21 protein-coding genes are annotated in these 24,874 nt (G+C 60.3%); 3 read left to right on the top strand and 18 right to left on the bottom strand.

Features of this window, described 5'->3' with window-relative positions; all coding sequences use genetic code 11:
* Window positions 1–144: 144 nt before the first annotated feature.
* From AC6RA4_RS03715 to AC6RA4_RS03650, 14 genes are all read right to left on the bottom strand, one after another.
* Window positions 145–750, bottom strand: a complete 606-nt coding sequence (locus tag AC6RA4_RS03715) for a PIN domain-containing protein (RefSeq protein WP_500157509.1) — start codon at window positions 748–750, stop codon at window positions 145–147.
* Window positions 751–1,033: 283 nt separating this feature from the next.
* Window positions 1,034–1,960, bottom strand: coding sequence for a type II secretion system F family protein (locus AC6RA4_RS03710; protein ID WP_500157507.1), 927 nt, complete (start codon window positions 1,958–1,960; stop codon window positions 1,034–1,036).
* Between the two features lie 21 nt (window positions 1,961–1,981).
* The gene (locus tag AC6RA4_RS03705; RefSeq protein ID WP_500157505.1) at window positions 1,982–2,941 is read right to left on the bottom strand and encodes a type II secretion system F family protein; all 960 of its coding nucleotides are present in this window, start codon (window positions 2,939–2,941) and stop codon (window positions 1,982–1,984) included.
* Window positions 2,942–2,944: 3 nt separating this feature from the next.
* A complete protein-coding gene (locus tag AC6RA4_RS03700; protein WP_500157504.1) occupies window positions 2,945–4,357 on the bottom strand; it encodes a TadA family conjugal transfer-associated ATPase in 1,413 nt (470 codons plus the stop codon).
* A gap of 20 nt (window positions 4,358–4,377) precedes the next feature.
* Complete coding sequence (locus tag AC6RA4_RS03695; protein ID WP_500157502.1) at window positions 4,378–4,950, bottom strand: L,D-transpeptidase; 573 nt, start codon at window positions 4,948–4,950, stop codon at window positions 4,378–4,380.
* The gene (locus AC6RA4_RS03690; RefSeq protein ID WP_500157500.1) at window positions 4,947–6,116 is read right to left on the bottom strand and encodes a P-loop NTPase family protein; all 1,170 of its coding nucleotides are present in this window, start codon (window positions 6,114–6,116) and stop codon (window positions 4,947–4,949) included. Before AC6RA4_RS03690 ends, AC6RA4_RS03695 begins: the two co-directional genes overlap by 4 nt.
* The gene (locus AC6RA4_RS03685) at window positions 6,113–6,751 is read right to left on the bottom strand and encodes a TadE/TadG family type IV pilus assembly protein (RefSeq protein WP_500157498.1); all 639 of its coding nucleotides are present in this window, start codon (window positions 6,749–6,751) and stop codon (window positions 6,113–6,115) included. Before AC6RA4_RS03685 ends, AC6RA4_RS03690 begins: the two co-directional genes overlap by 4 nt.
* Window positions 6,745–7,230 carry a TadE/TadG family type IV pilus assembly protein gene (locus AC6RA4_RS03680; protein ID WP_500157496.1) on the bottom strand — a complete coding sequence of 162 codons (486 nt, stop codon included), beginning with the start codon at window positions 7,228–7,230 and terminating at the stop codon, window positions 6,745–6,747. Before AC6RA4_RS03680 ends, AC6RA4_RS03685 begins: the two co-directional genes overlap by 7 nt.
* Before the next feature lie 260 nt (window positions 7,231–7,490).
* Complete coding sequence (locus AC6RA4_RS03675; RefSeq protein ID WP_500157494.1) at window positions 7,491–8,882, bottom strand: type II and III secretion system protein family protein; 1,392 nt, start codon at window positions 8,880–8,882, stop codon at window positions 7,491–7,493.
* 114 nt (window positions 8,883–8,996) lie between these two features.
* A complete protein-coding gene (cpaB, locus tag AC6RA4_RS03670; RefSeq protein WP_500157492.1) occupies window positions 8,997–10,052 on the bottom strand; it encodes a Flp pilus assembly protein CpaB in 1,056 nt (351 codons plus the stop codon).
* A gap of 273 nt (window positions 10,053–10,325) precedes the next feature.
* A complete protein-coding gene (locus tag AC6RA4_RS03665) occupies window positions 10,326–10,529 on the bottom strand; it encodes a hypothetical protein (RefSeq protein WP_500157490.1) in 204 nt (67 codons plus the stop codon).
* 307 nt (window positions 10,530–10,836) lie between these two features.
* Entirely contained in the window at window positions 10,837–12,561 is a 1,725-nt protein-coding gene (locus AC6RA4_RS03660; RefSeq protein WP_500157488.1) for a pilus assembly protein TadG-related protein, read from the bottom strand.
* 98 nt (window positions 12,562–12,659) lie between these two features.
* Entirely contained in the window at window positions 12,660–13,151 is a 492-nt protein-coding gene (locus AC6RA4_RS03655) for a prepilin peptidase (protein WP_500157487.1), read from the bottom strand.
* 20 nt (window positions 13,152–13,171) lie between these two features.
* Window positions 13,172–13,705 (bottom strand): hypothetical protein, encoded by a 534-nt coding sequence (locus AC6RA4_RS03650; protein WP_500157485.1) that lies wholly within the window; start codon window positions 13,703–13,705, stop codon window positions 13,172–13,174.
* A 582-nt stretch (window positions 13,706–14,287) separates the two neighbouring features.
* Between AC6RA4_RS03650 and AC6RA4_RS03645 the strand changes: the two genes are divergently transcribed.
* The 3 genes from AC6RA4_RS03645 to AC6RA4_RS03635 all read left to right on the top strand — a co-directional run bounded on the left by AC6RA4_RS03645 (window position 14,288) and on the right by AC6RA4_RS03635 (window position 18,119).
* Window positions 14,288–15,085, top strand: a complete 798-nt coding sequence (locus AC6RA4_RS03645) for a hypothetical protein (protein WP_500157484.1) — start codon at window positions 14,288–14,290, stop codon at window positions 15,083–15,085.
* 18 nt (window positions 15,086–15,103) lie between these two features.
* Window positions 15,104–16,498, top strand: coding sequence for a surface lipoprotein assembly modifier (locus AC6RA4_RS03640; RefSeq protein WP_500157482.1), 1,395 nt, complete (start codon window positions 15,104–15,106; stop codon window positions 16,496–16,498).
* A gap of 121 nt (window positions 16,499–16,619) precedes the next feature.
* Window positions 16,620–18,119, top strand: coding sequence for a DUF8689 domain-containing protein (locus AC6RA4_RS03635; protein WP_500157480.1), 1,500 nt, complete (start codon window positions 16,620–16,622; stop codon window positions 18,117–18,119).
* Between the two features lie 24 nt (window positions 18,120–18,143).
* On the opposite strand, the gene AC6RA4_RS03630 is transcribed toward AC6RA4_RS03635, so the two are convergent.
* The 4 genes from AC6RA4_RS03630 to AC6RA4_RS03615 all read right to left on the bottom strand — a co-directional run.
* On the bottom strand, window positions 18,144–19,667 hold the full coding sequence (locus tag AC6RA4_RS03630) for an HlyD family type I secretion periplasmic adaptor subunit (RefSeq protein ID WP_500157479.1): 1,524 nt from the start codon (window positions 19,665–19,667) through the stop codon (window positions 18,144–18,146).
* A 1-nt stretch (window position 19,668) separates the two neighbouring features.
* The gene (locus tag AC6RA4_RS03625; RefSeq protein ID WP_500157477.1) at window positions 19,669–21,372 is read right to left on the bottom strand and encodes a type I secretion system permease/ATPase; all 1,704 of its coding nucleotides are present in this window, start codon (window positions 21,370–21,372) and stop codon (window positions 19,669–19,671) included.
* Window positions 21,373–21,382: 10 nt separating this feature from the next.
* Complete coding sequence (locus tag AC6RA4_RS03620) at window positions 21,383–22,174, bottom strand: SapC family protein (protein WP_500157475.1); 792 nt, start codon at window positions 22,172–22,174, stop codon at window positions 21,383–21,385.
* 141 nt (window positions 22,175–22,315) lie between these two features.
* The coding region (locus tag AC6RA4_RS03615) for a CLIPPER-2 domain-containing protein (RefSeq protein WP_500157474.1) at window positions 22,316–24,874 on the bottom strand (2,559 nt) is incomplete at its 5' end.

Here is a 24,874-nt window from a genome sequence, read left to right as displayed (position 1 = left end):
AAATCCTACCGGACTTCGCGCATCCTGGGTGGACCACTTCAAAGGGGCTGGCTCAGCGAGCGCAAAGACAAGAGCCTTTTGAACTCACTGTCTGTTGACAAAACTGTCATACATCACTCATCAAATCTGTGCCCAAAGAACCAATCAATTTTGGACAATTCCGGGACCATAGCTGACGGACTGTCCGTTAACGACAACGTGACCACGTCTTTTCAACTCATCAACTACCGCTTCAAGACTATCTTGGTCTAAGCTCTTCATGAAGAGCGCGTTAACAGTTCCCTCAAGGGTTTTGATCGTTCGTGGCCGAGAAGTTCCTCTGGAACTCAAGTTGTCAACAACCGCTTCGATTTTCTGATCCAGCGAGCTGACTTTAGTGATTTTGACAAATGGGATCTCGGAAAGGTCAACATGACGGCGAGCGTAGATCTTTCGTTGCCGCAGATGGTCGAGCAATGGATCGAAGCCTTTATCACTGGAGATCACGTGAAAGTAAGCGTTGGCATCTTTGGCTGCAATTTCCCCCATATAGAACGCGATATGAAAGTCCAATGCGTTGGAGCCATTCCCTGTTATCTTCTGGTACCCGGCATTTTCTCCCAAGTCTTGAAGTGCGGCGGCAATGCCAAAAGGAACGCTTTTTTGCTTGGCCCCTACGAATACCATCAACGTGAAGGGATGGCCTCGAAGTAGCCCGAGATTCTTGGGTTGAACATTCTCAAAGTCGACTAAGATATAATTGTTCTTCAATGGGCATGCTCCGAATCAAACCTGAGGAAAACAGGATGCGAGATCGAGTCAAGACGTTTAGCTTCTTTTCTAGGCCCAGGACCCATTGATTTCCCCTGAGCCGCGTGATTCAGCGTTCGGAAAACGAGCGGTGACATGTCTGATCTCTTCTGGCTGAGCGACGCGCAGATTTAAGACCCACGGCAGGTCACACATTCTCAAATTCAATTAGGATGCAGTTTTTCAAAGGACATACTCCAGCTCAAACCCGACAAAAAAATACGAGATCAAGTCGATACGGAATTTACACAGGGGACATTTGCAGGAGGAGGCCCAGTATCGTCATCAAAATGGGCACCAATACGATCACAAGACTGACCGGGAACATGAAAAGTGCCATCGGGAAAAGCATCTTGATCGGTAGCTGGTTCGCCTTCTCCTCGGCCTTGATGATGCGCATCTGACGCATTTCCCGCGCAAAGCTGCGCAAGGTCCGGCTGACGTCGGCTCCGAGCTCCTGCGACTGCCGGAACAGCACCGCAAGGACGCGCGCTTCTTCGACCCGCACGCGATCGGAGAAGTTTCCCAACGCTTCATGCAGGGAGCGCCCGGCACGCATCTCGAGGTTGACGATCGAAAGCTGGACGCCGAAATCCGGAACGGTCTGGAGGAATTCCCGGGTCACCCGGTCTATGGCGGCATCGATGCTCAGACCAGCATCGACGCAAACCAACAGGAGATCCATGAAATCGGGGAATAGCTTACGGAACTCCCGCATGCGCCTCTCACCCAGTCTTTCGAGATACCAAGATGAAAAGATGAAGCCGCAGCCCCCGAGGACACCTCCAAGCGCGTAGAGTGCAGTCGTGCTGGCGCTCGGAAAAAATCTTGCCCCCAGGAACTGAACTGCCAGAAAGATCGAGAAGGCCAGGAGGAACCGGATCAGATTGAAGGTTCTGATTGCTGAGCGGGAGAAATATCCCGCCTGCACTAGTCGCATCCGCAGGCTGTTCTGCCCGGCGTTCTTGACGACATCCAGGTAGTAGCGAAGGTGGTCGTTTCCGCTTCCCAGCATCTCGTCTATTTCGTCGTCCGTCTTGCGGCTGGAATAACCGCTCTTGATATTCCTTTCGATGTCGCGCCGCCGCGTCAGCGCTGTGATTGTCGAGAAAGACAGCATCAGAACTGCCGTGAAGACCGCAGCGAGGATCAGGATTTCGTTCACGTTCATCGCCTCGCCTCTCTCCCGCGGTCAGAAATCAAAGTTCACGATCTTGCGAATGACGAGCATCCCGAAAAGCATCAGGGTCAGGCATATGCCGACGATGAGGCCGCCATAGCCGCTCTCCCAGACCTTGTCGAAATAGGTCGGCACCATCGTCCTGATCATTGCGAACAGGAAGAACGGGAACAGCATCATGATCCACGCGGTGATACGCCCCTCGGCCGAGATCGCCCGGATCTTGGCCCGGATCATCAATCGGTCGCGGATCATCTGGGCGAGGTTTTCAAGGATCTCGGACAGGTTTCCCCCGGTGCCGCGCTGCACCGTGACTGTGATCGCCAGGAGGTTGAGCTCCGGGGCGCCGACCCGGTCGACCATGTTCAGCATCGCCTGATCGAGGCCGGATCCGAAGGTCATCTGGTCGCTAAGGATGCCGAACTCCGAGCCGATCGGATCCGGCATCTCCCGGGCCACGAGCGAGATTGCCGCGTTCAGCGGATGCCCTGCGTTGAGGCTTCGAACGATGATGTCGATCGCAGGCGCAAGCTGCGAGGTGAATTTCTTGATACGCTTTGAGCGCGCCCGCATCAGGATCACAAGGCTGAGGGCGAGAGCCAAGGCTAGCGCGCCGGCCAGCTTCACGACCGGCCCGATGGCGAAGACCGAAAGGCCGATGAAGCACAGAGCGAAGAGGGCCGCGAACCATAGCACGCGTCGAGCAAGGCTTAGCTCCAGGCCCGTCTGTGAATAGAAGCGCCGTGCCGTCTGGAAGATGGACTCACTGTTGCTGTCGCGTGCGACCCCGCGGCGCTGCAGCAGTTCGGTGAAGGCAACGTCCGCGCCATGCTTGTCCTTGATGGTTTCGAGCCGGTTCCTGATTTCCGATGAGCTGCGCCGCGCCGCAAACATCGCGCGAAGAAGCGTATCCACCAGCAACAGCGCCGCCGCGAAGACAAGTCCGTAGATCAGGATGATGTTGGCTGGCATTGGTCAAAGCGCCTTTGAGGGGTCGAAACATTCCATCGAGACGCCGAGGCCCAGCGAGTTCAGGTCTTCGAGGAACCCGGGCCGGATCCCGGTCGCCCGGTATTCGCCGAGAATGCGACCGTTTTCGTCAACGCCCCTGCGCTTGAAACGCATGATCTCCTGCAGCTGCACCACATCCATCTCCATGCCGGTGATCTCCGAGATTGAGGTAACACGCCGCGTCCCGTCGCGCAGACGTTCGAGCTGGATGACGAGCTCGATCGCGGAGGTGATCTGCGAGCGGATCGAGGTCAGCGTCATCGGCATGCCCGCCATCCCGACCATCTGCTCCATTCGGGCAATGGCATCGCGCGGATTGTTGGCATGAATCGTCGACATCGAGCCTTCGTGGCCAGTGTTCATCGCCTGGAGCATGTCGAAGGCCTCGCCGCCCCGCACCTCGCCGATGATGATCCTGTCGGGGCGCATCCGAAGGGCGTTTTTCACGAGATCGCGCTGCAGGATCTCGTTGCGACCATCGACGGTCGGAGGTCGTGTTTCGAGCCGGACGACATGCGGTTGCTGCAGCTGAAGTTCTGCCGCGTCCTCAATCGTCACCAGACGTTCGTCATGCGGGATATAGGCCGAGAGCGCGTTGAGCATCGTGGTCTTGCCCGAGCCCGTGCCGCCGGACACGACGATGGATATCTTGCCCTCCACCGCGGCCTTGAGAAGTTGCGCCATCGCAGGCGCCAGGGCGTTGTTGGCGACAAGCTTGTCGAGCGAATACGGGCGTTTGGAGAATTTCCGGATCGAAACCTGCGGACCATCGACTGCCACTGGACGAATCGCGACGTTGACCCGCGAGCCGTCAGCGAGGCGTGCATCGACCAGCGGAGAGCTTTCATCAACGCGCCGCCCGACCGAGGCGACGATCTTGTTGACGATCCGTAGAAGGTGATCTTCGTCCTTGAAGCGGACCTTCGTCGGCTCGAGCTTGCCGAAGCGCTCGACATAGACCGTCTTGGGGCCGACAATCAGGATATCTGAGATGGTGTCATCTTCGAGCAGCGGCTCGATCGGGCCGAGGCCCAGCATCTCGTTTCCGATATCGTCGATCAGCTTGTCGAGCTCGGTCGCGCTCAGTGGGAAATTGTGGTCCTTGGCATAGCCGCGCACGAGGGGGCGCAATTCGGCGTGGATCTCGTCCTCCTCCATCGTATCGAGAATGGAGAGGTTGATCTTGTCGATGAGATAGCGGTGCAGTGTCACACGCTCGTCGATGAAATCGGGGGCCTCGGGATTGTGCAGCGCCGATGGGCTGCTCTGCCGCGGCGCGGCCGCAACCGTCTCCACGGGCTCAAGCAGGAGGGGGGCAACCGGAAGTACAGACTCTTCCGGTTCGGACTTTGCTTTCCTGTAGAACCTGCCAACCATCTGCGTACCTCCCCTGCGCCTCAGCGCACAATTACCTTGGTGCCGGTCGGGACCTTTGAAAACAATTCGAGAACATCGGCGTTCGTGAGCCGGAAGCAGCCCGATGTCTCGTAGCCTCCGACGGTCTCGGCGCTGTTGGTGCCGTGGATCCGGTAAAGTGTGTCGCGCCCACCGCTGTAGAGGTAGAGGGCGCGCGCACCCAAAGGGTTGTAGGGCCCAGGCGGGACATAGTCGGGGAGTGACGGATCTCGACCGCGCATCTCGGCTGGCGGACGCCAACCCGGCCATTCTTTCTTGACACCCACATAAGTGGTGCCGCTCCAAAGAAATCCGTCGCGTCCGACCGATATCTGGTAGCGCTCGGCCTTGCCGCCGCCGAGCACCCGATGCAGCGTTCGGTCGGTGTTGGATATGATAAGCGTGCCCGGTCGTTCCGAGCTGGGGTAAGAGACCACCACTGCCGTGCGTTTCCCATGGCTGCGCGGCACGCCGGCCGAGCCCGCGAGAGCCTTCTGCCCGGCACTGGCAATCAGAAGACCGGCCGCAAGACCGCCGAGGAAGATCCGTCGGTTCGGGTAGGCTGGCGCTTTCATGCGGGCGCCTCCACGAGCTCGATGCTCTTCATGTACTTGTGCAGCGCCTTAAGGAAGCTCGAGCGCTTCGAAATCGCGCTCGGAAGAACGCCACGGTCCACCGCCTCGCCTATCTGCGATGTCGCGACCGGAAGATAAACAATAGGAACATCCTCGAAGAGACCTGCGAGGCGTTTCTTCGAGATGCGCTGTCCGAACATGCTCGACTGGTATTTGTTCACGACGACGCGCAAGGGGAAGTTCGTGCCCCTCAGCTCCTTGATCCGGTCGATCATGTCGACCGTGTGCTTAAGCGCGGGCAGGTTCAGCTCTGTGACCAGCGTACATGTATTCACCGCCGAGAGCACGTCGGACTTCCACTCGGTCTCGTAGTAGGGGATGTCGACGAAGGTATGGTCGTGCTCGACGCTCACTGCGTCAAGCATGCGAAGGACCAGTTCGTATCCGTTGAGTTCCGAGTTCAGCTCCGGGCGCTTGAACGAGTAGAGAAAGAAGCCGTTCTCGTGGCGTTGCTGGATGACGCGAATGAACTCGCTATCGATCCGACGCGGAGTCGCGGCGACACTCGCGAGGTTGTAGCCATTGATCATGTTCACCGCGTAACTGCAGTCACCCAAGGAGAAATCTAGATCGAACAGAGCCACGGAACTCTTCCGGAACAGTCGCGTCGCGGCGATGTCGGTCATTGAGATCGCGAGTGTCGTGGCCCCGACGCCACCCACCGAAGACACCACCGCGTGGACACGGTTGCTCGAGACCTTGCGCGACCGAACACCCTTGAAGATGCTCTCCATCAGATCGTCGCCGCTGACGGGCTTCGGCATCCAGTCGTGGATGTTGAACTTGAAGAGCCGCCGCGTTTCCTCGGAGGTCAGGGAGGGTGACGCCACGATGAGAGGCATATTTGGGACAACGGCCCGAATATCCGACAGCAGCTCGATCTCTTGCTCCGTCATCTCGGCGATGTTCACGACAATCATATCGCCGGCATCGCCGTTCAGCTCCGTCTTTATCCACGAGCGCTGGACGGGAGAGACGATGATGCGCGGAGAGGCCTCTACGAGCATCTCGATCTCGGCATTTTCCGCGCCCTCCCCCGAGATCAGGAGGATTCGGGTCATCGTGTTCTTCGACATGTTGAGTGCCTGTTCGGTACTGATTTTCATGAGCACGAAGCCTCGCTACACAGATCTTCACTGGTATACGCGACCCTGTGGGGGGGCATCGCGATACCTTCGGGAGTGCCGAGCGGCTGGAAGAACCGCAAAATGTCGTCGAGCAGAAGAAAGTCGAAAAAAAGGTCCTCGACCTCCAGCGTTACGGTGACGACAGGGCCTCGGGGATGGCCGACATAGCCAAGGTCGGCACGGGTGTAGGTGATGCGGATATTGTTCGCTGGCAGGAAACTCGCGACATCGCACATTCCGATCAGGCCGGAGGACTGACCCCCGCAGGTGCCGTCGCTGCCGAAATAGAGTCGGTCGAGTTCTGCCTCGATGCAGGTGTTGCCCCGGCAGCTCACCGACGCCGCCGAGGAGATCGGCAAGGGGTCTCCGGTCTGACTGTCTTCGGGATAGGTCTCGAGAAGGCTGATGTCGGCGATCGGATCAGATACAACCGCGATGCGCGTGCCGACCTGCAGGGCTTTCACCGTCTGGTTCCACTGATACATGACGATGCTGACCTCGACCCCCGCTGCCATGACCAGCAGCAAGACCGGCAGGACGATCAGACCCTCGGTCAGCGACAACCCCGAGCGGTCGGCCCAGTATGACTTGGCAAGGGTCCGGAGGCTCACCATCCTATCTGCCTCATCTCAAGAGAGTAGCTGATCGTAATGGTGCCATCAAAAATTGCCGAAAATGCGGGCGAACCGTGATACGGAACGGATCCGACCACGCTTACGAGATCGGAAGCCTGCGGCAGTGTTGCCAAGTCGGCCTTTGCAGGGGTGAACAGCAAAGTGCCTTCACTGTCCCAGAAGGGGACGCGCCTAGGGTCGCTGTCGCCCGGGGCGGGCGTCCCGTAAAAGGCAATGTTGCGGGCCGTCGCCTCGTTGCAGGTCGCTTCGTAGACAAGGGCAATGTCCGGACGGCAGCGCGACCAATAGCGGGCGGCGTCACGGACACCTGCCGCGAGTTGCTGACGCTCCCACATGAGATAACCGAACTCGAGAATCGAAAAGGACAAAAGCGTCAAGACCGGAAAGACCAGCAAAGCTTCGATGAGCACCGCTCCGCGCTCGTCCTTGGCAAACCCCAATGTCACCTTCTGTCTCATGTCAAAGACTTGGTTACCTTAACTAACTGAAGCCCCCCGACCTCTTCAAAACAAACTAAGCGCGAAATCCTCAGCCGCCATGTCCCACCGTCGTTTCGTATGCCGCCGGAGGCCATGTCTCGAGCTCCTGAATTGCGGTATTGGCCATGTGTGCGTCGCCCGCGCGTCCGGACACCCTGTCCCAATGGTTCAGGTAGTCTGCAGCCCCGCAGCCCGCGAGAAGCAACGCGACGCCGCAAGCACCGACGAACCGCGCGATGTCACTTTTTCTCGATGACGCCATCTTCGAACTCCAGATCAATCATGTGGCCGTACGGCCCGACGACGCCATAACCCTCACGGAACCGGCGCAACAATTTCTTGTCGACTTCGAGCATCCCCAGCAGGAACAGTTCGACATCGTTCGAGGACCTCGTGGTGTCGAGCGGCGAGCGCAGCGGCGTGTCAGGACCAACCGGTGCGACGAGCCGTGGCGTCACGAGGATGACGAGATCGGACTCCCGTTTCTGGAAGCTGCGCGAGCTGAAAAGAGTCCCTAGGATCGGGATCTGGCCGAGCCACGGCAGCTGCGAGGTGTTGCGCGCGTTGTTCGCCTGGAGGAGACCAGCGATCGCGAAACTCTGCCCGTTACGCAGCGAGACCGTCGTCTCGGCTTTCCGCGAGATGAATGCAGGCTGGCCGTTGACAGTGAGCGACGGATCGATGTCGGAGACCTCGGGCATGATCCTGAGGCTGATCAGCTGGTCATCCAGGACGACCGGCACGAAATTCAGACGCACGCCGTATTCGCGGTAACCGGTACCCTGCACAGCGACACCGTTGTCGTTAACGGATGCCTCGGGGATCGGAATTTCACCGCCGACCACGAAATTCGCCTCGATCCCGCTGGTTGTAACCAGTTTCGGGTTCGCCAGACGCCGTGCGAGCCCCTTCTCCTCCAGGGCATTGATGACAATGTCGATCTGGAAACCGGAGATCTCGAGCAACTCTCCCACCGCGGAGCCAAAGGGGGTTCCACCCTCCGCGTTGATCGCCGCCCCGTTCGTGGTGAATGCCGTTTCACCGCTCGACCGTGTCCCGGTCAGATCAACCCCGAGATTGCGCCCGGAGTTGCGCTCGACTTCGAGGATCCTTACGTCAAGCTCTACCTGCTGAGCGCTCGCGACCGTGAGGGCGTCGATCACCGGGTCGGAGCTGAACTGCGCGGCAATCTCAAGGACCCGTTGCTTGTCGACATTGTTCTTCACCTGACCAGAGAGGCGGATACGGTTGTTGACATTCAGGACGCTCACCTGCGCGCTTGGAACGGCGCGCCTGATTGCATTTACCAGCTCCGAGAAATCGGTCCTTACACGGACGTCGATCACCTCGATGAGCTGTTTGTCGACGGAGTAGAGCGTAATATTGGTCATACCCGCCGTCTTGGCCTGAATGTAAAGAGATGTGTCCGTGAGTGGAAATACATCTGCAATGGCGCTATCCCCGACCAGAATGTCAGCAAACGGCATGTTCGTCCGGACCGTAAGTGTAGTGCTTGGTGCAATCTCGACCTTCGACACGACGCCGTCGTCGATAATGATATCGCGGGTCTGCGCCTGAACCAGTGTCGTCGCTGAAATGAGCGTGACCAGGGCCAGTCCGATTGCGATCAAGGAGTCAGCACAGAAAGAGAACCTTCTCCCAAAGCGCAGGGGCGTATTATTATGATACATTGTTCGGGCCTGTTTTTATCTGCTCTCACGTCCCCCACGTCCCTTATAGAACAGTCAATTCGACATAACCGTCACCAGCGTGGGCTCCTCCACCGTATCCGAATCATACGACGTGGCTTCTGTTGGATCAACTTTGTACTCATCGCGCAGGCCATTTCTTATGACGCCGATCGTTGTTTTAGCCGGCGGAAGGTACGGGGCCGGGACGACCTTCTCGACAACGACAGGCTCCGGCTCGCGCATCCTTTCCTCGAAGGTGGTAAGCTTCTCGGATATGCCCTCCGACATGCTGCGCAGCAGCACCTCGAGTTCGCTCAGACGCTCATCGCCTGGAGCTGACACAAGCTCTGGCTCGGGCAGGAGTTCGTCAGAGATATCCAGGTCGCTAAGATCTTGTATTGTGACGCGTTCACTCGCTTCGACATCGGTGGAGGCAAGGTTGCGCAGCGCCAAGGAGAGCTGACCAACATTGCCCGCCAGCACTAGCTTCTGTGCTTCCGTCGTATTGACCTCGAAGGTCACCGTGCGTACGACACTGGGTTTGTCCTTGCGGTCGTCGGCGATTTGGTCGATGGCCAGAACCCGAACGCCCTGCAGCAACACGTCGACATATTCGTCACGCGTCAGAAGAATGTCGACCCGGTCTCCCGGCAGGACGAAACCTGCAACGCCAAGCACATCATTCACGCGGATCGACACTGCCTTGAAGCCGGGTGTCAGCGCAGTTGAAAGCTTGGCGCGCACGCCCGGTTCGGTGATCTTGCTCGCCAGAATTGGCTCTCCGGGCGTCATGTTGGTCAGCGCAAAGCGTGCGTTTTCTTCCTGATCGTCGGGAATAAGCTCATCGATCGTCGCGAAGGCGCCCTCAGGAACGATGTCGCCGGACCACTCGATAACGCGCACCTTGTTGGGGATAAGGCGCTCACCAAAGCTGATGACTTCCGTCGCCACGAGAATGGTCCGCTCTGGAGTGTTGTCAGCCGGCGCGTTGACCTCGAACTCAGTCGTCAGAATTTGACGCTGATCCGCGAGCCAGCCGCGGGCGACGAAGACAGCCATGCCGGCGAGAATGATCGCCACAAACAAACTGAAAATCATTGACACACGCATGACCCGTTCCTTTTGACCCCAAGCTTATTTGAGAATTCGAAAATAGACTAAGTGTACCACTATGATACATTAGAGCCCTTCTGCCCGGCTTGAGAACATCATCGGTCAAGTTCGTCTACCGATGACGGTTATGTCTCGCGTCCCGATTTTTCACATTGACTGTGAACAGGTCTCGGGGCGCTTCCGGCTGATCGTCGCGGGCGGGTTCGCGCTGAAAAGGGGTTGTCCGCAGCTAGAACCACCCGCAACGATCGTACCTTCCGGATGCGGGTGTTACGGCGAGGTCAGGTTGGTGCCGATCCAGGTCGTCCACGTTCCCCACGTAGTCGTGAGTGCGCCGCCGAAGGCAATAATTGCAGCGATCAGCGCGGCGGTCAGCAGCCCGAGCAGAACAAGGTATTCGGTCAGCGCCAGTCCATCTTCCTCGCTGTTATAGCGGCGGATCAGGTCAAAGAAATAAAACGAAATTCCGGTCATATTCTTAACTCCAAGTTCACCAGACGCCCACCATGGACGTCCTCACCAAACTGCTCAGTTGAGATCTCCGATACGATCGCCTCACTCTCGCCTCGCTTTGCCTTAACTGATGACACCAGCGTGACACAGAGCCGTCACATTTCAAGAGGCGCATATCAGAATGGTATATTTTTGGCAAAAAAAGTAACAATCCGCTTCTTTTTTTCTGAGTGGAGCCATTTCACGACATAGTTGAAGGCGAGTAGGGATTTGCATCACTTTCCCATGGGTTGCATTTTCGGAGAATCGCTTTAATCGACTGATTCGGTCAGCGAACAAGATAGGCCTCGGTCCTGACGAGATCGTCCAGCGTACCACGCCCCCCCTCTCCGAGGATGTCGACAATCTCCACATCGATTGTCTGATCCGCGCTCGGCGACCAGGACCGCATCGGACGCGCCAGGAAAAAGCTGGCGTAGGTGTTCACCGTCAGATCTGTGTTGCCGCTCGACGCATTGGAGCCGCCCTCGCCCTCTTGTACGCAATCGATCACCGCTGCGACCATGACTCGCGGATCGACCGCGGGATCGACGGCAGTGATAGAGGTGAGCTGGCGGTTGTGGTCGTCAATAAGGCAGTTCGGGAGCCCTGACTCATGCGTTGGCGCACGGACGCCGTTGAGCCCCTCGGCTATCTCCCAGCGATAAACGTCATAGCGCGAGGGCATTCTCCCGGAAAAGGACGAAACGTTGTGTGTCACGGCCCCCTCCTGGATCGTCCCAACTGCCTCTCCACTTGTACCAACCACGAAATTGTTCGCCGGGTAATTCTTGTTGAGATAGGTTTGGAGAGGCCAGTTCGAGTCTGCTCCGATATAGGCGCCCGGCGTACCCGTGGTGGAATTGGGATGAATCATGACGTTGTTGTCGGGAAGCCCATACACCTCATCATTCTCCCCGTCTGCGCCGGTATAGGAGTCCGTCAAGGGATTCCCTTCGGCGTCCACTGGCCAGCCTGCACCTAGGTCGATGACATGATCGTCCCCCCACGAATTGTTGCCAGCGCCATTCGGAACGCAGTCGTCGAAACCAGCGTCTCCGGGCCCACTGCCTCCGGGAATAAAGCCTTTCCGTACGTTCGCGGCTATGGCCGGATAATATTCCAGCCCCTGAGTGCCGTAATTGTTCGGGAGAACGTCAAACCGGATATTTATGCCAGTCGCGACATCCGTCTTTGCACCAGGTGCGGTGTCTACCGTGTCTGCTCGCCGAACACAGAGCGGCGCCCCCCCACCGGCAAAGTAGTCCCGAATGTCGTTTGCGCCCGTAGAGCCATCGATTTGCAGGAACCCGAAGTTGCCCGGGAAGGCCGTGTTTCCTCCACCCGGATGCAAGCGCGTAAGCCTCCCATGAAGGTTCCCGGCCGAGAACTGTGTCTGGAGGTTTTCGGGATCGTAGAGACCGCCCGAGGTGAACTCGAACGGGTTGCATATGAAAAGCGGTGGGATGTCGCAGATAACGGAGTCCGCTGTCGCGACCGCCACCGCTCCCACGGGGTACGAACCTGGCACCCCGAGGCTGGAGAAGAGCCCGTCGAACATCAACTCGAGGGAAAAGCTCGCCACGCTATAGGCGCGCACATAGACATGCGTGGGTTCTGTGCCAAGAGTCTCCGCATCATGGGCCGCAACCCACGCCGCATCGATTGGAGTCGTGTCCTGCGCCGGTATCTCGTCAAGAAACACCACCTGGAAGCGGTCGTCGTCCAAGGCATAGGTGATCGACTGCACTTCTCCCCCATCCACGACCAGCATGCCAAGCGGATTGGTCAGCTGCGTCATTGCCGCACGCGCGTCATCAATCTGGGTGGCGCGCCCGTCTAGTTCGCGCGCTCCGGTCAGCGCCATTGAATCAGCGATGGCCTGAAGATCGGCTTGGGCATTGTTGCCGCGCCCGATATCAATGAGAATAAGTCCGAAGCCGAGGAACGCAGGCAGCAGCAGTAGGGACATGACGAGGACATAACCGTCCTCGAGATCGCGCAAATACTTCATGGCAAAACCTTCTGAAGAACAGCGGCCCTGACCCACGAGCCGGGCGCGACCGCCGTGGAACTCTTTGAATTTATCAAATTTATAGATTTTTGGGAATATTATTGCGCGACTGCCAGCATCAAAAAACGGACAAAAAGCACCGGAAGCGCCGCCCCGCACAACGGCAAGCCGTATGGAACCCGGCCCGTTCTCTTTAGGCTTGCAAGCCAGCCGCAGGGCCCGCGTTCAAGCCTCATCCAGAAGGCAACAGTGATCGCGACGTAAAACAGCACCGAGATCAGCAGGAGCAGCACGGCGAAGGGCAGCAAGCCGGCAAAGCCGAGATGCATGCCCAGCGGGAGCATCAGTTTCGAGTCTCCGGCGCCGAGGGCGCGAAGCATCCACAACACGAAGCCGAGGCCAAACAGCACGGCGCCGGCGAACAGGTCGCTACCGATTGTCGGGAAGCCGAGGCCGCCTTGCGCCGGGATGTAGAGGGCGAGCAGGATGAGAACCGCGTTGTTGCGGATCCGCAGGAGCAGCACGTCGCGCCACGCGATCCAGAACAAGAGCGGCAACACCGCCAATTGGGCGATCAGCGCGATGACCACCACGCCGTCCGCCTGCCCTATCAGATGCCGCGAAGGTCGCCGGCGGAGCGCTTCGGATAGGTGACGGAGTTGCGCAGAAGCTCGAGGTTATTCGCCGTGACTGGATTTGACGGATCGATCTCGTAAGCCTTGAGGAAGAGTTTTCGGGCCGTCATCAGCTCACCTCGCAGCAGCATCGAGTAGCCGTAGTTGTTCAAGAATTCGACCCGATTGCCGATGACCGGCTGCAATTTGCGGTAGGCGAAATCCGCTCGTTCGAACTGGCGCAACATGTCGGCGCTCGCGGCATACCCCAACCACGCGGCGGGATCGTCGGGCACCACGTCGAGGGCGCTCTTAAAAAGTTGATACGATTTCCCGTAGTTCCCTTCGCGAAACTGCACCTTCGCCGAGACCAGATGCTCATCGTCCGGGTAGAAATTGAGGCTCGCGGTATCGCGGATCGAGTCAGGGGAGTCGCTGTATGACGAGTATGCCCCAGGCGCGACATTCTCGCAGGCCCCAAGCATCAAGATGAAGGTTAGCGCGGCTGCGCCGATCTTGTGGCTGCTCATTTTCCACCTCCCCTTTTCCTGCCTTCCCCCGATGGTATCCGAGGGGCGCGCGCTCCAGACCATATTTTTTGCTGCCTCTCAAATCGACATGTGGACGTTGCATATTGCACACATGTCGCTTGCCCACCCCGTGAATCGGAAACTGCGAACGGTGATGAGGTCGGCACGACATCGGCAGCTTTCACTCCCCTTGTTCCATCGTCCGCCGCAGCAGGACAGGGGCTGCCTCACCACCGAGGTCGCGGTCCGCGACCCGGCAACAGCGGTGGCACATGTACGTCAGCGCAGCCGGAAAACACGGAATGGAACACTCTTTCGTTGACAGCTTTGCAATGCAAACAAATCCTATTGTGATACAGGTTGAGGGCTTCGTGTGTTAATATGATCAAGAAAATAATATACTTGTCAGCCGCATGCTGCATCCTATCCGGCTGCGGCGATACCGCGGGATCAGGGGGAGACACTGGTGATGACGACGGGGGCGACAGCGGCGGAAGTGCCTGGGCTCTTCCGGGAACTGACGCCCCATCCGCCAGCAAATCCATTCTTCGCCGAGAAGCCGAAGACGGGTCAGGCAACGGTATGATCCGCTCGCCGGCATATGACGAAGCCAGCGACACATTCTATGTCGACAACCTCGCCTTCGATGGCGCCAACGTCTACAATCGCGACAATCAGGTCGCGAGCCTCGGCCCCTTCGCTCTCTACGAGAATACCGCGACTGTGACCGATCCGGTGAACGGAACGCCCATCCCGCAGCTCCAGCACAAGGCGCTCCTTGCCTTTAGCCAATCAGGCCAGACCGAATTCGCCATCGTCCGGACCGGCGGCTTCCAGGAATACGGGTTCGGGGGCTTTGTATACCAACGACACAACGGGGTCACGATTCCTGAAACCGGGCAGGCAAGCTATTCGGGAAGTTATGCCGCCATCCGCGACTTCAAGGGCACAGGCGGCCTCGAATACGTGACGGCGGATGCGCGGGTCGCAATCGACTTCGAGGACTACAACGAAGGTGATGGCGTCATGGGAACCATCCACAATCGCCGCATCCTAGCTCCGAACGGTATCGACATAACGCAAGCCTATATCGACGCCCTTGAGGTCGAATACGAGACAACGCTCGCCGCCCTGCCAGCTATTGAGTTCTTCATCGGCCCAGGCGTCGCCGACAAGAACGGCGAGATGACAGGGAACGCGTCGAGCCTCATTGGCAACGAGACGTTCGAGTCCGGAAAATTCTATGCGGTCCTCTCGAACGGCGCTGACAATGACATCGTCGCTGAGGAAATCGTCGGCGTAATTGTCGTCGAAAGTGACAGTCCAACAGTTGATGATGTAACGATCCGCGAAACCGGAGGCTTCTTGGTGTCGCGCTGAGAACGGCAGGAGAGCGAAGTGCCCCGCATTCGCAAGCTGGTTCCCTCGTTTCTGGTCGCTCTTGGTCTGGCGCTGTCCCTTGCGCCAGATGCAGGCGCAGAACGAAGGAAGCTGTCTCCTGATGCCCTGCGCGCCGAAGCCGAGCTTGCCTTGCGTTCCGGCTACGCCTCAATCGCGCTCGGCTATGCTCAGGCGTTAGTCGCACGCGACGCTGAAGATTTCGAGGCGCAACTGCTGCGCGCGCGCGCAGCTCGAGAGATCGGCGCTTGGGACGAGGCCTCGGAAGCCGCGGCAACTCTCCGGCGCCTTGCCAAGACTAACGACCTGCGTTTCGCCGCCGCGATGGTCAGCGCCCAAATCGCAAGTTCGCGCGGGAACCACATGACAGCGCAACTCCGGTTACGGCAGGCGCTCGAGGCTGCACCGAACGACAGGCTCAAGACGATCGCCGCGCGCGACTATCGCTACGTCCGTGCGCGCAACCCGTGGCATGTTGATCTATCCTTCTCGGTCGCACCTGTCTCGAATATCAACAATGGCTCGCGGCGTTCCACCGGCACCATCGAACTCCCGATCTTCGGCGAGGTGGATGCACAGCTCTCGGGTAGCGCCGTCGCGCTATCGGGGACGGAATACCAGAGCGGCCTGAACCTGCGCTACAGGTTGCGTGGCGGGAGTGTTCGGAGCCAGACCGACCTGATCCTCGGGCTGTCGCGTTCCGACTACTCTCTGTCGGACGAAGCAAGGGACGAGGCGCCGGACGCCAGCGGCGAGGATTTCGCCTTTGCGTCGGGCAGGGTCATTCTTGCCCACCGCGGGCTGTCGGGCTCTCCCAAACGTCCGTTCCAACTGGCATTGTCTTTTGGTCGGACTTGGTACGGCGGCACCCCGTACACGCAGTACGTCAACTTGGCAGCCTTACAGAGCTGGTCTCTTGATCAGAAGAGCGCGGTTTCCATCAATGCCCGTCTCAAGTGGGAGGACGCTCTCGACAGCCGCACCGCATATACCGAGGCCTCGCAGTTCGGTGTCGGCTGGCGGACGACCGTCGGCACTTCAGATCATCTGCTGAGTCTCGACCTCTCGCACATTCGGAACAGCTCCCGGCTGTCCACGCTGCAATATGATGGCTGGATCGGAAGCGCTCAGCTCAGGCTGGGCAAACCGATATGGGGGGTTGGACTCGAATTCGGCATCGCCGCCGGCGAGAAGAACTACGAACGCGGTCCGATTGCTGGAGAGGGCCGGCTTGATCGCATCTATGCGGCCAGCGCAACTGCCGAATTCCGCAAGTTAGATTACTATGGCTTCATTCCGACACTTACGCTCTTCGGCGAACGCAGGGAGTCGGATTACGGACAATACGACAGTGACGAGATCGGCGTGCGGTTCGGGGTTCAGTCGGCTTTCTAAAAGCGGATTCGCCACTGCCACGTTCAGAAATATGTATGTGATCGCGACCGTCACAACTACGATGTCGGGAGTGCTTTCGCCCGCCGCATACGCGGGGAATGGAAAGGGAGATTTTGGGGCAATGAAGTTCTTCAAGAAGGCGGACGACAAAACGAAGGCGGCATCCGCGGCTGAGCCAGACCTCCGGACACCTGAACAGCCTCAGGAAGCCGAGGTGCATGCGAGGTCGGAGGACACGATCGAGGAGCCGCCCGAGGCTTCCGGTTCAGAGGTCGATTGTGCCGCGGAGAATTCCGCCCGAGAGGTCAGTGCCGATCCTGCTGCTGGCGAGACTCGGAGCCGACGCGCACAGACCTTCCTGCCCTCCTTGCCTCCGAAGACCATCCCAGAGACCGGATTGAACGAAAGTTTCCTGATCAGTTTGACGGCCAAGATCATGCACAGCGGTGGCGTCATGACTCCGGCCGAAATTGCCGATGTCATCAAGCTGCCGAAGCTTGTCTGCCGGCAAATCATCAAGCAGATGACAGATAAGATGCTGGTGGAAGCGCAGGGGCTCGAGAGCGCCGACATCAAATCCGACATCCGCTACAGCCTCACCGACCGCGGCAAGAGTTGGGCGCTGGACGCGATGATTGTGTCGCAATACACAGGACCCGCCCCGGTGACGCTCGAGATGTTCGAAGAGCAGATCTGCCGCCAGTCGATCAATCATGAGGAAGTGCATCGAACCGAGCTTGACCGCGCCTTCTCGCATCTTGTGATCCCCGACATCCTGAAGGCTCAGCTCGGGCCGGCGGTGAATTCTGGTCGCTCCATGCTGCTCTATGGCGAGCCCGGCAACGGCAAGACCTCCCTCGCCGAGGCTCTCGGTGCGTCTTTCGTGGATGTGGTGAGTTTCCCCTACGCGATCCTCGTCGGCCACCAAATCATTCGTTTCTTCGATGAAACACAGCACGAGGTTGCCGAACTGCCCCGCGATACGGACCCGATCGATCCGCGCTGGGTGCCCTGCCGCCGCCCGGTGGTCATCGCGGGCGGCGAGCTGACCTTGGACATGCTCGACCTGCGCTTTGAGGAGACCGCGCGTTTCTATGAGGCTCCGATGCATCTCAAGGCGCTAGGCGGGATCTTCGTGCTCGACGATTTTGGCAGGCAGGCCGAGGAGCCTCAAGCCTATCTAAACAGATGGATTGTGCCGCTTGAGAAGGGCTTCGACATCCTGTCGCTGCACACTGGGAAGAAGTTCGCGGTGCCATTCGACCAACTCGTCGTCTTTTCGTCGAACCTGATCCCCGAAGAGATCGGCGACGACGCAGCGCTACGACGGATCTACTTCAAGATCCATGTCCCTTCGCCAAGCCGGGAGGACTATCTCGAAATCTTTCAAAGCGCCTGCGCAGGGACCACGATCGCGTGGAACGCCGAGGTCATGGACGAGTTCTTCCGTCGCAAATACGTGGAGAGGAATTTCGTCACCTCTGGCGCCCACCCGAACTTTCTCCTGCAGCACATCTTGGCGGCATGCCGTTATCTCGACCGTACTCCGGAACTGAACCTCGAGTTGCTGGAACTGGCCTGGCGCAACGTGGCTGCCAGCAAGCGGCGCGCAATCCGATAGGCCGATCGCGCCTTTACGCGGAGCTCAGCTTTCGCGAAAGCTTTGGCGCAGACTGTCTGTGAAAGGCTTGAGGAGATATTCGCCGAGCGTGCGCTCCCCGGTCAGGAGCATAACGTCGGCGGACATACCCGAGGTCAGCTCGATTTCGTCGCCGAGCGCCGAAATGTCCTCCTCGCGCACCGCGACCTTGACGGGGAAGTACGGCTCGCCGGTGCGCTCGTCGAGCAACCTGTCCGCAGCCACGACATCGACCGTGCCGTAGAGCCGCGGCAGGTTGCGCTGCGTGAAGGCGCTCAGGATCACGCGCGCTTTCATCCCCGGATAGACTGTGTCGATATCAGACGGTCGCACCCGCGCGTCGATCAGCAAACGGCTCTCGTCGGGCACGATGTCGAGGATCTCTCCGCCGGCGGCAAGGACCCCCCCCTGCTCTGTCGTGACACGGAGGTTCAGAACCCGACCGGAGATCGGCGCCAGGACCACAGTCCGTTCGAGGGCGTCCAGCCGTTCCGGAAGCACCGACCGCAAGGTGACGAGCTCGCTGCGGATATCAGCAAGTTCAGTGCTGACCGCCTCTGCGCCCTGCTGACGTGTCGCCACCAGCTGAAGCTCAGTTTCGCCGATCTGCTGTTCGAGTTGGGCGACGGTGGCGCGGTTCAAAGCCCGCTTTGCGATGAGATCTGCCATCGCGCGTTTCAGCGCAAGCAGCTGAGGCAGACGGTTCAGCCCCTTGTCAAAAAGTTTCGCGCTGACGTCGATTTCCTCCTGCAGGTAGTCGATCTGCTCACCCTGTGCTGCTATCACCTCGTCGAGCCCGTCGATCTCGGCCCGAAGTTGGTCGATACGCTTCGAGAGGATCCGCTCGCGCGACGTCTGCGTCTCACGCCGGTCAGAGAAGAGCTGGCGCTGCGCTGCGATCGCGACATCGGATTCGGACGAAAGCTGCGAAATCTCCTCCAGCGGGAAGGACACTGTGTCGGCGCGGACCAGCTCGGCCTCGAGCCGGGCGCGCGTGGCAAGCAGATGCACCATGCGTTCGCGGACCTCCTCGAGCCGCGCCCGGGCCCGCAGCGTGTCAAGCGTGACGAGCACGTCACCGGCCGCGACCCGCTCACCCTCTCGAACGTGGATGCTACGGATGATCCCGCCCTCGAGATGCTGCACCGTCTTGCGCCGACCATCGGGATTGACCACCCCGTTTGCAAGCGTTGCCCCTGACAGCGGCGCGTAGGCCGCCCAGCCCCCGAAGACGCCGAAGAACAACAATGCCACCGCGTATCCGAACCACTTTGGGCCGCGTGTCTTGCTGGAGAGCGCCACGCTGGGCTTGAAGCCGTCCGGCGCCGCGAGGCGCCGGATCGCAGCGACCGACAGTATGACCAGGACACAGGTCAAGAGGATCGCCGCACCCGTCAGGAGATAGTCGTCGGGTTGCGCAGAACCGTCGCGCAGCCTGAAGGCCGCGGCACGCAACGTATCGCTGCGCACCTCCCACCAGCCGGAAAGTCGACTCGCAGCGGTTTCGGCCCAGAGCTTCAACTCTTCCATCTCAGCCCCTCGCCTCCACCACCTTGCGCTCGGCTGGCGCACTGTTCTTCATCATCGCGGTGAGGATCTCGTCGCGCGGGCCGAAGCGCGCGATGGCGCCATCCTTCAGCACCATGACCAGGTCCGCATGCCGTAGCAGAGCCGGCGCGTGGGAGACGAAGATGACCGTTCGGCCACGCTCCCTGAGATCCTTCATCATCGCTGCGAGGGCCATCTCGCCGTTGCCGTCTAGATTGCTATCAGGTTCGTCCAGCGCCACCACCGCAGGGTCGCCATAGAGCGCCCGCGCCATCGCGATGCGCTGCTTTTGCCCGCCGGAGAGAAGGTCCGAATAGGGGCCAGTGCGGGTTTCATACCCTTCTGGCAGCGCCAGGATCATCTCATGCGTGCCGCAGCGCCGCGCGGCGTCGAGCACGGCCATGTCCTCAGGCTCGCCCAGCCGGGCAATGTTCTCGGCGATGGTGCCGGAAAACAGCCTCACGGTCTGCGGCAGGTACCCGAGATACCGACCGCGCGAGTCACTGTCCCACTCCGAAAGGTCGGCGCCATCAAGGCGCACCACGCCGAAACTCGGCGTCCATGCGCCCACGAGACAGCGGCACAGAGAGGACTTGCCCGAGCCGGAGGGCCCGATGATGGCCAGCGTCTTGCCCGCCGGAAGCCGGAAATTCAGTGATTTGAGGATTGGCTCTCCGGTGCCCGGGGCGTGATAGCGAAGCCCCGTGACCTCAATGCGGCCGTCCGGGCGCGGCAACTCGATCCTCCGCTCGCCGTCCGGCTGGGCGCGGAACAGCGCCTCGAGCCTCCTGCGGGCCCGACGATAGGAGCCGTAGCTGCGCCACGCGGTGAGCGCGCGTTCGACCGGTGCCAGCGCTCGCGAGAGGATGATCGAGGCAGCGATCATACCACCCGCCGTGAGCTCATTCTGTAGGACCAGCCACGCGCCGGTCCCTAGGATCACCACCTGCACCACCATGCGCAGACTGCGAGACGCGGAGAGCAGGAAGATCGACAGGCCCTGCGCACCGCTGCTCTGCTGTTCAAGCGCCCGCATCTGCCGGTGCCAGCGCCGCGTCGTGCCCCCGATCATGCCAAGCGCGGCAAGCGTGTCGGCGTGCTCCATGTATACGCCAGCATCCGATCTGTTTCGCCGCACTTCCCCTGCGGTTTCTGCAAGCGGTGCACGCGTGAGCAGATCGTTGAGCACGGCGATGGCAAAGAGCACCAGCGCCGCGCCAACCGCGATTGCGCCGAGAAGCGGATGCATGAGCCAGATCACCAGCAGAAAGACCGGCGTCCAGGGCGCGTCGAGAAACGCCAGCAGCGCCTCGCCGGAGTGAAAGCTCCGGATATCCGCGATGTCCGAGACATCCGCATCCGCGCGCCCGTCCTTGAGCCGCTGCGCCAGCGATCGCGACATGACCTCGGGAGCGAGCTCGGCTTCGGTCCACGACCCGATGCGTGCCAGCATCCGGCGCCGCGCCAGCTCGAGCAGCCCGAAGGCGACGAGTGCGGCGGCGGCGATCACGCTGAGCCATGTCAGGGTGCCGACCGATCCGCTTGCCAGTACCCGGTCGAAGACCTGAAGCATGTAGATGGAACTCGTGAGTAGCAGCAGGTTGGCCAACAGGCTGAGCAGGAGCAGCGAGGCCATCTGACCGCGGATCGCGCGCAAGACGACGCTCAGGGGGCTTTGCGGTTTCATCGTCGCCCCCTCAGTGCAGCGGTGCGGAAAGCTGATGCGCAATCGAACTGACCGAGGTCAGCGGCGGCGCAATCGGTACGCCGCCCCTCTCTTGCGCGATGCGCGCCGCAAGCCCTTCGAGATTGCGGATCGACGCCCAATGCAGGTGAATTGCCTCAAGCGCACCGCTCCGTTCGAGCTCGGCGAGCCGGGTATCGGGCAGGGCTTTCAGCTTCTTCCGATCGACCATCCAGAACCCGCGCAATCTCCTTGCCCCCTGCCCCGGCACCTCGACCTTGCCGGTCACCAGGGTCAGCAACTCCAACTCGACCAGAAGATTGCAGAACACCCGGGTCGTCCGGGCATGGTCGTACTGCTGCCGCGTGAACACCATGACCTTCGCCAGGAAAGCGCTCGGTGCGCCGTCGCTTTCAAATAGCGGCACGCTGTCCGCGCCACCGGAAAAGGCGTCGTGCTCCGGGAGAATGGAGAGCACCACCTTGCCGGTGTCGCGAACCTCTGTGTTGAAGAAGGGCAGCTGCCTGAAATGGCCGGGAATGTAGCGCGCCGTCCAACTCCCGTCCTCGGTCACGAAAAGGTTTTCGCCGCGGCTGAGGCCCATCAGCGCCACCGGCGCTGGCCCCTCCGAGCCGCGTGCGAAGAGGATCGGAAACACCCCGACCGAGGCGGTGAACTCCGCTAGGGTCAGCGGCGCGGTCGCCTCCCCGGCCCAGGGCGCATAACCGGTGTTGGGACGGAAGCGCAGCGCAGCATGCTGGTCTGATCTGAGCAATTCCCCGTTGTTGAAGATGGACTCTGACATGGATCTACTCTCGTCTACTCGTTGAAAACGGCGCGACTTGAAAACGGCGCGACCCGTCGGGGATGGGTCGCGCCTCCGGCCGGAGCGGCGGTGCCGCTTGGGGGGTGTGAACCGCTCCGCACCGTTTGCTGGCAACGCGCCTCAGGCGACTTCGAGGGAGTGGAACTGGTCCAGATCATCCTCATAGAAGTGGACGGAGTCGAACTTGTCCCCTTTGCCGAGCGTGGCGATCGCCGTGGCGTCCTCGGTCCCGGCGCCGTCATCGGTGCCGTCTGCGTGGAGCTCCACGGTATAGGAGGCCTGCTTGCCCTTGTGGGTGAAGCCGGAATACCACCAGCCGTCCTCATCGGTCACCATGCTGTCGACTTCGTTGCCGTTGCTGTCGAAGATCAGAACCAGAGCGCCCTCGATCCCTTCTCCGGTTTCGTAGATCGCATCCTCGGTGCCCGTGTCATCTGACCAGACGTAGCCGCCGAACCCCGATTGCTTGAAGGGTTTGAAGACGTTGTCGTTCATGACACTGTCGCCGAAGTCGGTGTCGCTGGTGTCAGCGCCATCCGTCAGCATGGCGTCGAAGTCGTAACTCCAGCCATCCTGAATGCCGTCCAGCTCATAGCCATCCGGCGGGTTGCCGTTCACGGCGTCCACATCATCCTTGGGCTCCCATCCGTCGCTGCCCTTGGTCTCGTAATCGAGGTGGATATTGACGTAGGTGAGCCCGGTCAGATCGCTGTCGCCAAAATTGACGATCGCCTCCATTGTGCCGTCCGGGTTGTACTGGAAGGACACGCTGTAGAGGTCGCGACTGATCTCCGCGCCGGGGATGAGGCAAATGTTGCCCTCGGCGTCGAACTCGACCGAGACACTGTCATAGACATGCACGGCATTCTCGAAATTGGGATCGCCGCTCTGCAGCACGAACCCGTCCGGGATCTTCATCGTCAGGACGTTGTCCGTCCCGTCCCCGTTGGTGAACTCCTGGTCGTAGTCGAAGATCGTATTGTAGAAATACTGACCGGGGTTGGTTGAGTTCTGGGTGAAGGTGCCGTCCTGATCCGGCGAGAAGTTGACCTGGAAGACCTCGCCGAAATCGCACAGCGCCGAGTTGGTGACCATGCCCGGCGGCAGAAGGGCGAAGCCGCTGGTGTCGCTGTCGCTCACCTGCTGCGGTTCGACCGTGGTCTCAGCCGTTGCTGTCGCCTCGTTGGTGTAGGAGATCAGGTTGTCCGGCACCTCGAGCTCGAAGCTCGAGACATAGACCCACTGCTCGCCCACGTCGAAGATGCCGTTTTCGTTGCTGTCGCCAACATTCCACCCACCGGTCATGACCTCGACGATGCCGCCGTCACCGGTCCCGAAATCGGGATCGAACGGGCCGTGATCGTCAACGATGGACGGATCCGTCAGCGTCACGTTGCCGGTGTTTGTTACATAGTATTTCCAGCCGACGAGGTCCCCCGCGACGACGCCCGTGAGCCCGTCGCCCTCGGTGCCTTCATGGGTGGTCACCTTCGAGATCGAGATGCTGGGATCCCGGATGACCAGAACCTCGTTGCTGTCCTGATCCGACACATCCTGCCCGTTCGCGCCGGTGCCTTCGGCCGTGACCACGTTGACCACGATCCCGTTGTCCACCTGCGCCTGGTCGAGGATTTCGGTCGCCGTACCCTCCGCCGAAGCCCCGACCGCGAGGTCATCGGCGACGCCGTCGCCGTCCTCGTCGGTCAGACCGGTGGTGAGCAGGATCGACCCCAGCAGATCGTCGTCGGCCGTGACGTCGAAGAGCGTGACGTTGCCGGTGTTGGTGACGACGTAGCTGTAGCCGATACTGTCACCGGCGTCGTCGCCGTTGCCGTCCAGATCGACGACCCCGTCATTGGCCTTGATCACCTCGATCGCCGGATTGCGGTCGATGTCCACCGTGTTGGTGTCCTCATCCTCGACCGGATCGCCGTTGGGATCGGTGCCGGCGGCGGTGACCACGTTGGTCACACTGCCCGCATCGACCTGGGTCTGATCGAGCGTCTCGGTCGCGGTGCCGTAGGCGGTGGCACCCACCGCGAGGTCGTCGGCCACGCCATCATTGTCCTCGTCGGTAAGCCCGCTGGTCAGGCTGATCGCGCCGAGCAGGTCGTCGATAGCGGTGACGTCGAAGAGCGTGACGTTGCCGTCATTGGTGACCGCGTAGCTGTAGACGATCTCGTCGCCGGCATCGTCGCCATTGCCGTCGAGGTCATCGACGCCGGTGTTGTCCTTCACCACCGCGATCGACGGGTCCTGCGGCAGATCCTCGTCATGCGGATCGTCGTCGCAGACCTCGCTGCCGTCCGGCGCGATGGCGCAGACCTCGGCGAGGTTCTCCACGATCCCGGCGTCGATATCCTCCTGGGTGATGGCATAGCTGCCGGTGAAGGAGGCGCTCGCACCGACCGCGAGCACGTCCACGTCGCCGTCGAGATCCGCATCGCCCGCGACGGGCGTCACCGCGCCGATCAGCGGGTCGCTCACCGCCACATCCGTCAGCGTCACCGTGCCGGTGTTGGTCGCGGTGAAGCTGTAGGTGATGGTCTCGCCCACATCCGCGCGGCCGTTGCCGTTGTCGTCCAGGAAGGCCCCGGTCTTTTCGAGCTCGATCGCCTTGGTCTGGTCGATGTCCACCGTGTTGGTGTCCTCATCCTCGACCGGATCGCCGTTGGGATC

Source organism: Salipiger sp. (genome assembly GCF_059781815.1).
The sequence above is the reverse complement of the archived record's forward strand: the minus strand, read 5'-3'. Positions and strand labels throughout refer to the sequence as shown.

Excerpts from the sequence above, each read along its gene's own strand:
- AC6RA4_RS03680 (WP_500157496.1), bottom strand. The coding sequence starts at position 7,230 with ATGAGACAGAAGGTGACATTGGGGTTTGCCAAGGACGAGCGCGGAGCG.
- AC6RA4_RS03635 (WP_500157480.1), top strand. The coding sequence starts at position 16,620 with ATGAAGTTCTTCAAGAAGGCGGACGACAAAACGAAGGCGGCATCCGCG.
- AC6RA4_RS03695 (WP_500157502.1), bottom strand. The coding sequence starts at position 4,950 with ATGAAAGCGCCAGCCTACCCGAACCGACGGATCTTCCTCGGCGGTCTT.
- AC6RA4_RS03700 (WP_500157504.1), bottom strand. The coding sequence starts at position 4,357 with ATGGTTGGCAGGTTCTACAGGAAAGCAAAGTCCGAACCGGAAGAGTCT.
- AC6RA4_RS03690 (WP_500157500.1), bottom strand. The coding sequence starts at position 6,116 with ATGAAAATCAGTACCGAACAGGCACTCAACATGTCGAAGAACACGATG.
- AC6RA4_RS03660 (WP_500157488.1), bottom strand. The coding sequence starts at position 12,561 with ATGAAGTATTTGCGCGATCTCGAGGACGGTTATGTCCTCGTCATGTCC.
- AC6RA4_RS03630 (WP_500157479.1), bottom strand. The coding sequence starts at position 19,667 with ATGGAAGAGTTGAAGCTCTGGGCCGAAACCGCTGCGAGTCGACTTTCC.
- AC6RA4_RS03620 (WP_500157475.1), bottom strand. The coding sequence starts at position 22,174 with ATGTCAGAGTCCATCTTCAACAACGGGGAATTGCTCAGATCAGACCAG.
- cpaB (WP_500157492.1), bottom strand. The coding sequence starts at position 10,052 with ATGCGTGTGTCAATGATTTTCAGTTTGTTTGTGGCGATCATTCTCGCC.
- AC6RA4_RS03685 (WP_500157498.1), bottom strand. The coding sequence starts at position 6,751 with ATGGTGAGCCTCCGGACCCTTGCCAAGTCATACTGGGCCGACCGCTCG.
- AC6RA4_RS03625 (WP_500157477.1), bottom strand. The coding sequence starts at position 21,372 with ATGAAACCGCAAAGCCCCCTGAGCGTCGTCTTGCGCGCGATCCGCGGT.
- AC6RA4_RS03645 (WP_500157484.1), top strand. The coding sequence starts at position 14,288 with ATGATCCGCTCGCCGGCATATGACGAAGCCAGCGACACATTCTATGTC.
- AC6RA4_RS03665 (WP_500157490.1), bottom strand. The coding sequence starts at position 10,529 with ATGACCGGAATTTCGTTTTATTTCTTTGACCTGATCCGCCGCTATAAC.
- AC6RA4_RS03650 (WP_500157485.1), bottom strand. The coding sequence starts at position 13,705 with ATGAGCAGCCACAAGATCGGCGCAGCCGCGCTAACCTTCATCTTGATG.
- AC6RA4_RS03710 (WP_500157507.1), bottom strand. The coding sequence starts at position 1,960 with ATGAACGTGAACGAAATCCTGATCCTCGCTGCGGTCTTCACGGCAGTT.
- AC6RA4_RS03705 (WP_500157505.1), bottom strand. The coding sequence starts at position 2,941 with ATGCCAGCCAACATCATCCTGATCTACGGACTTGTCTTCGCGGCGGCG.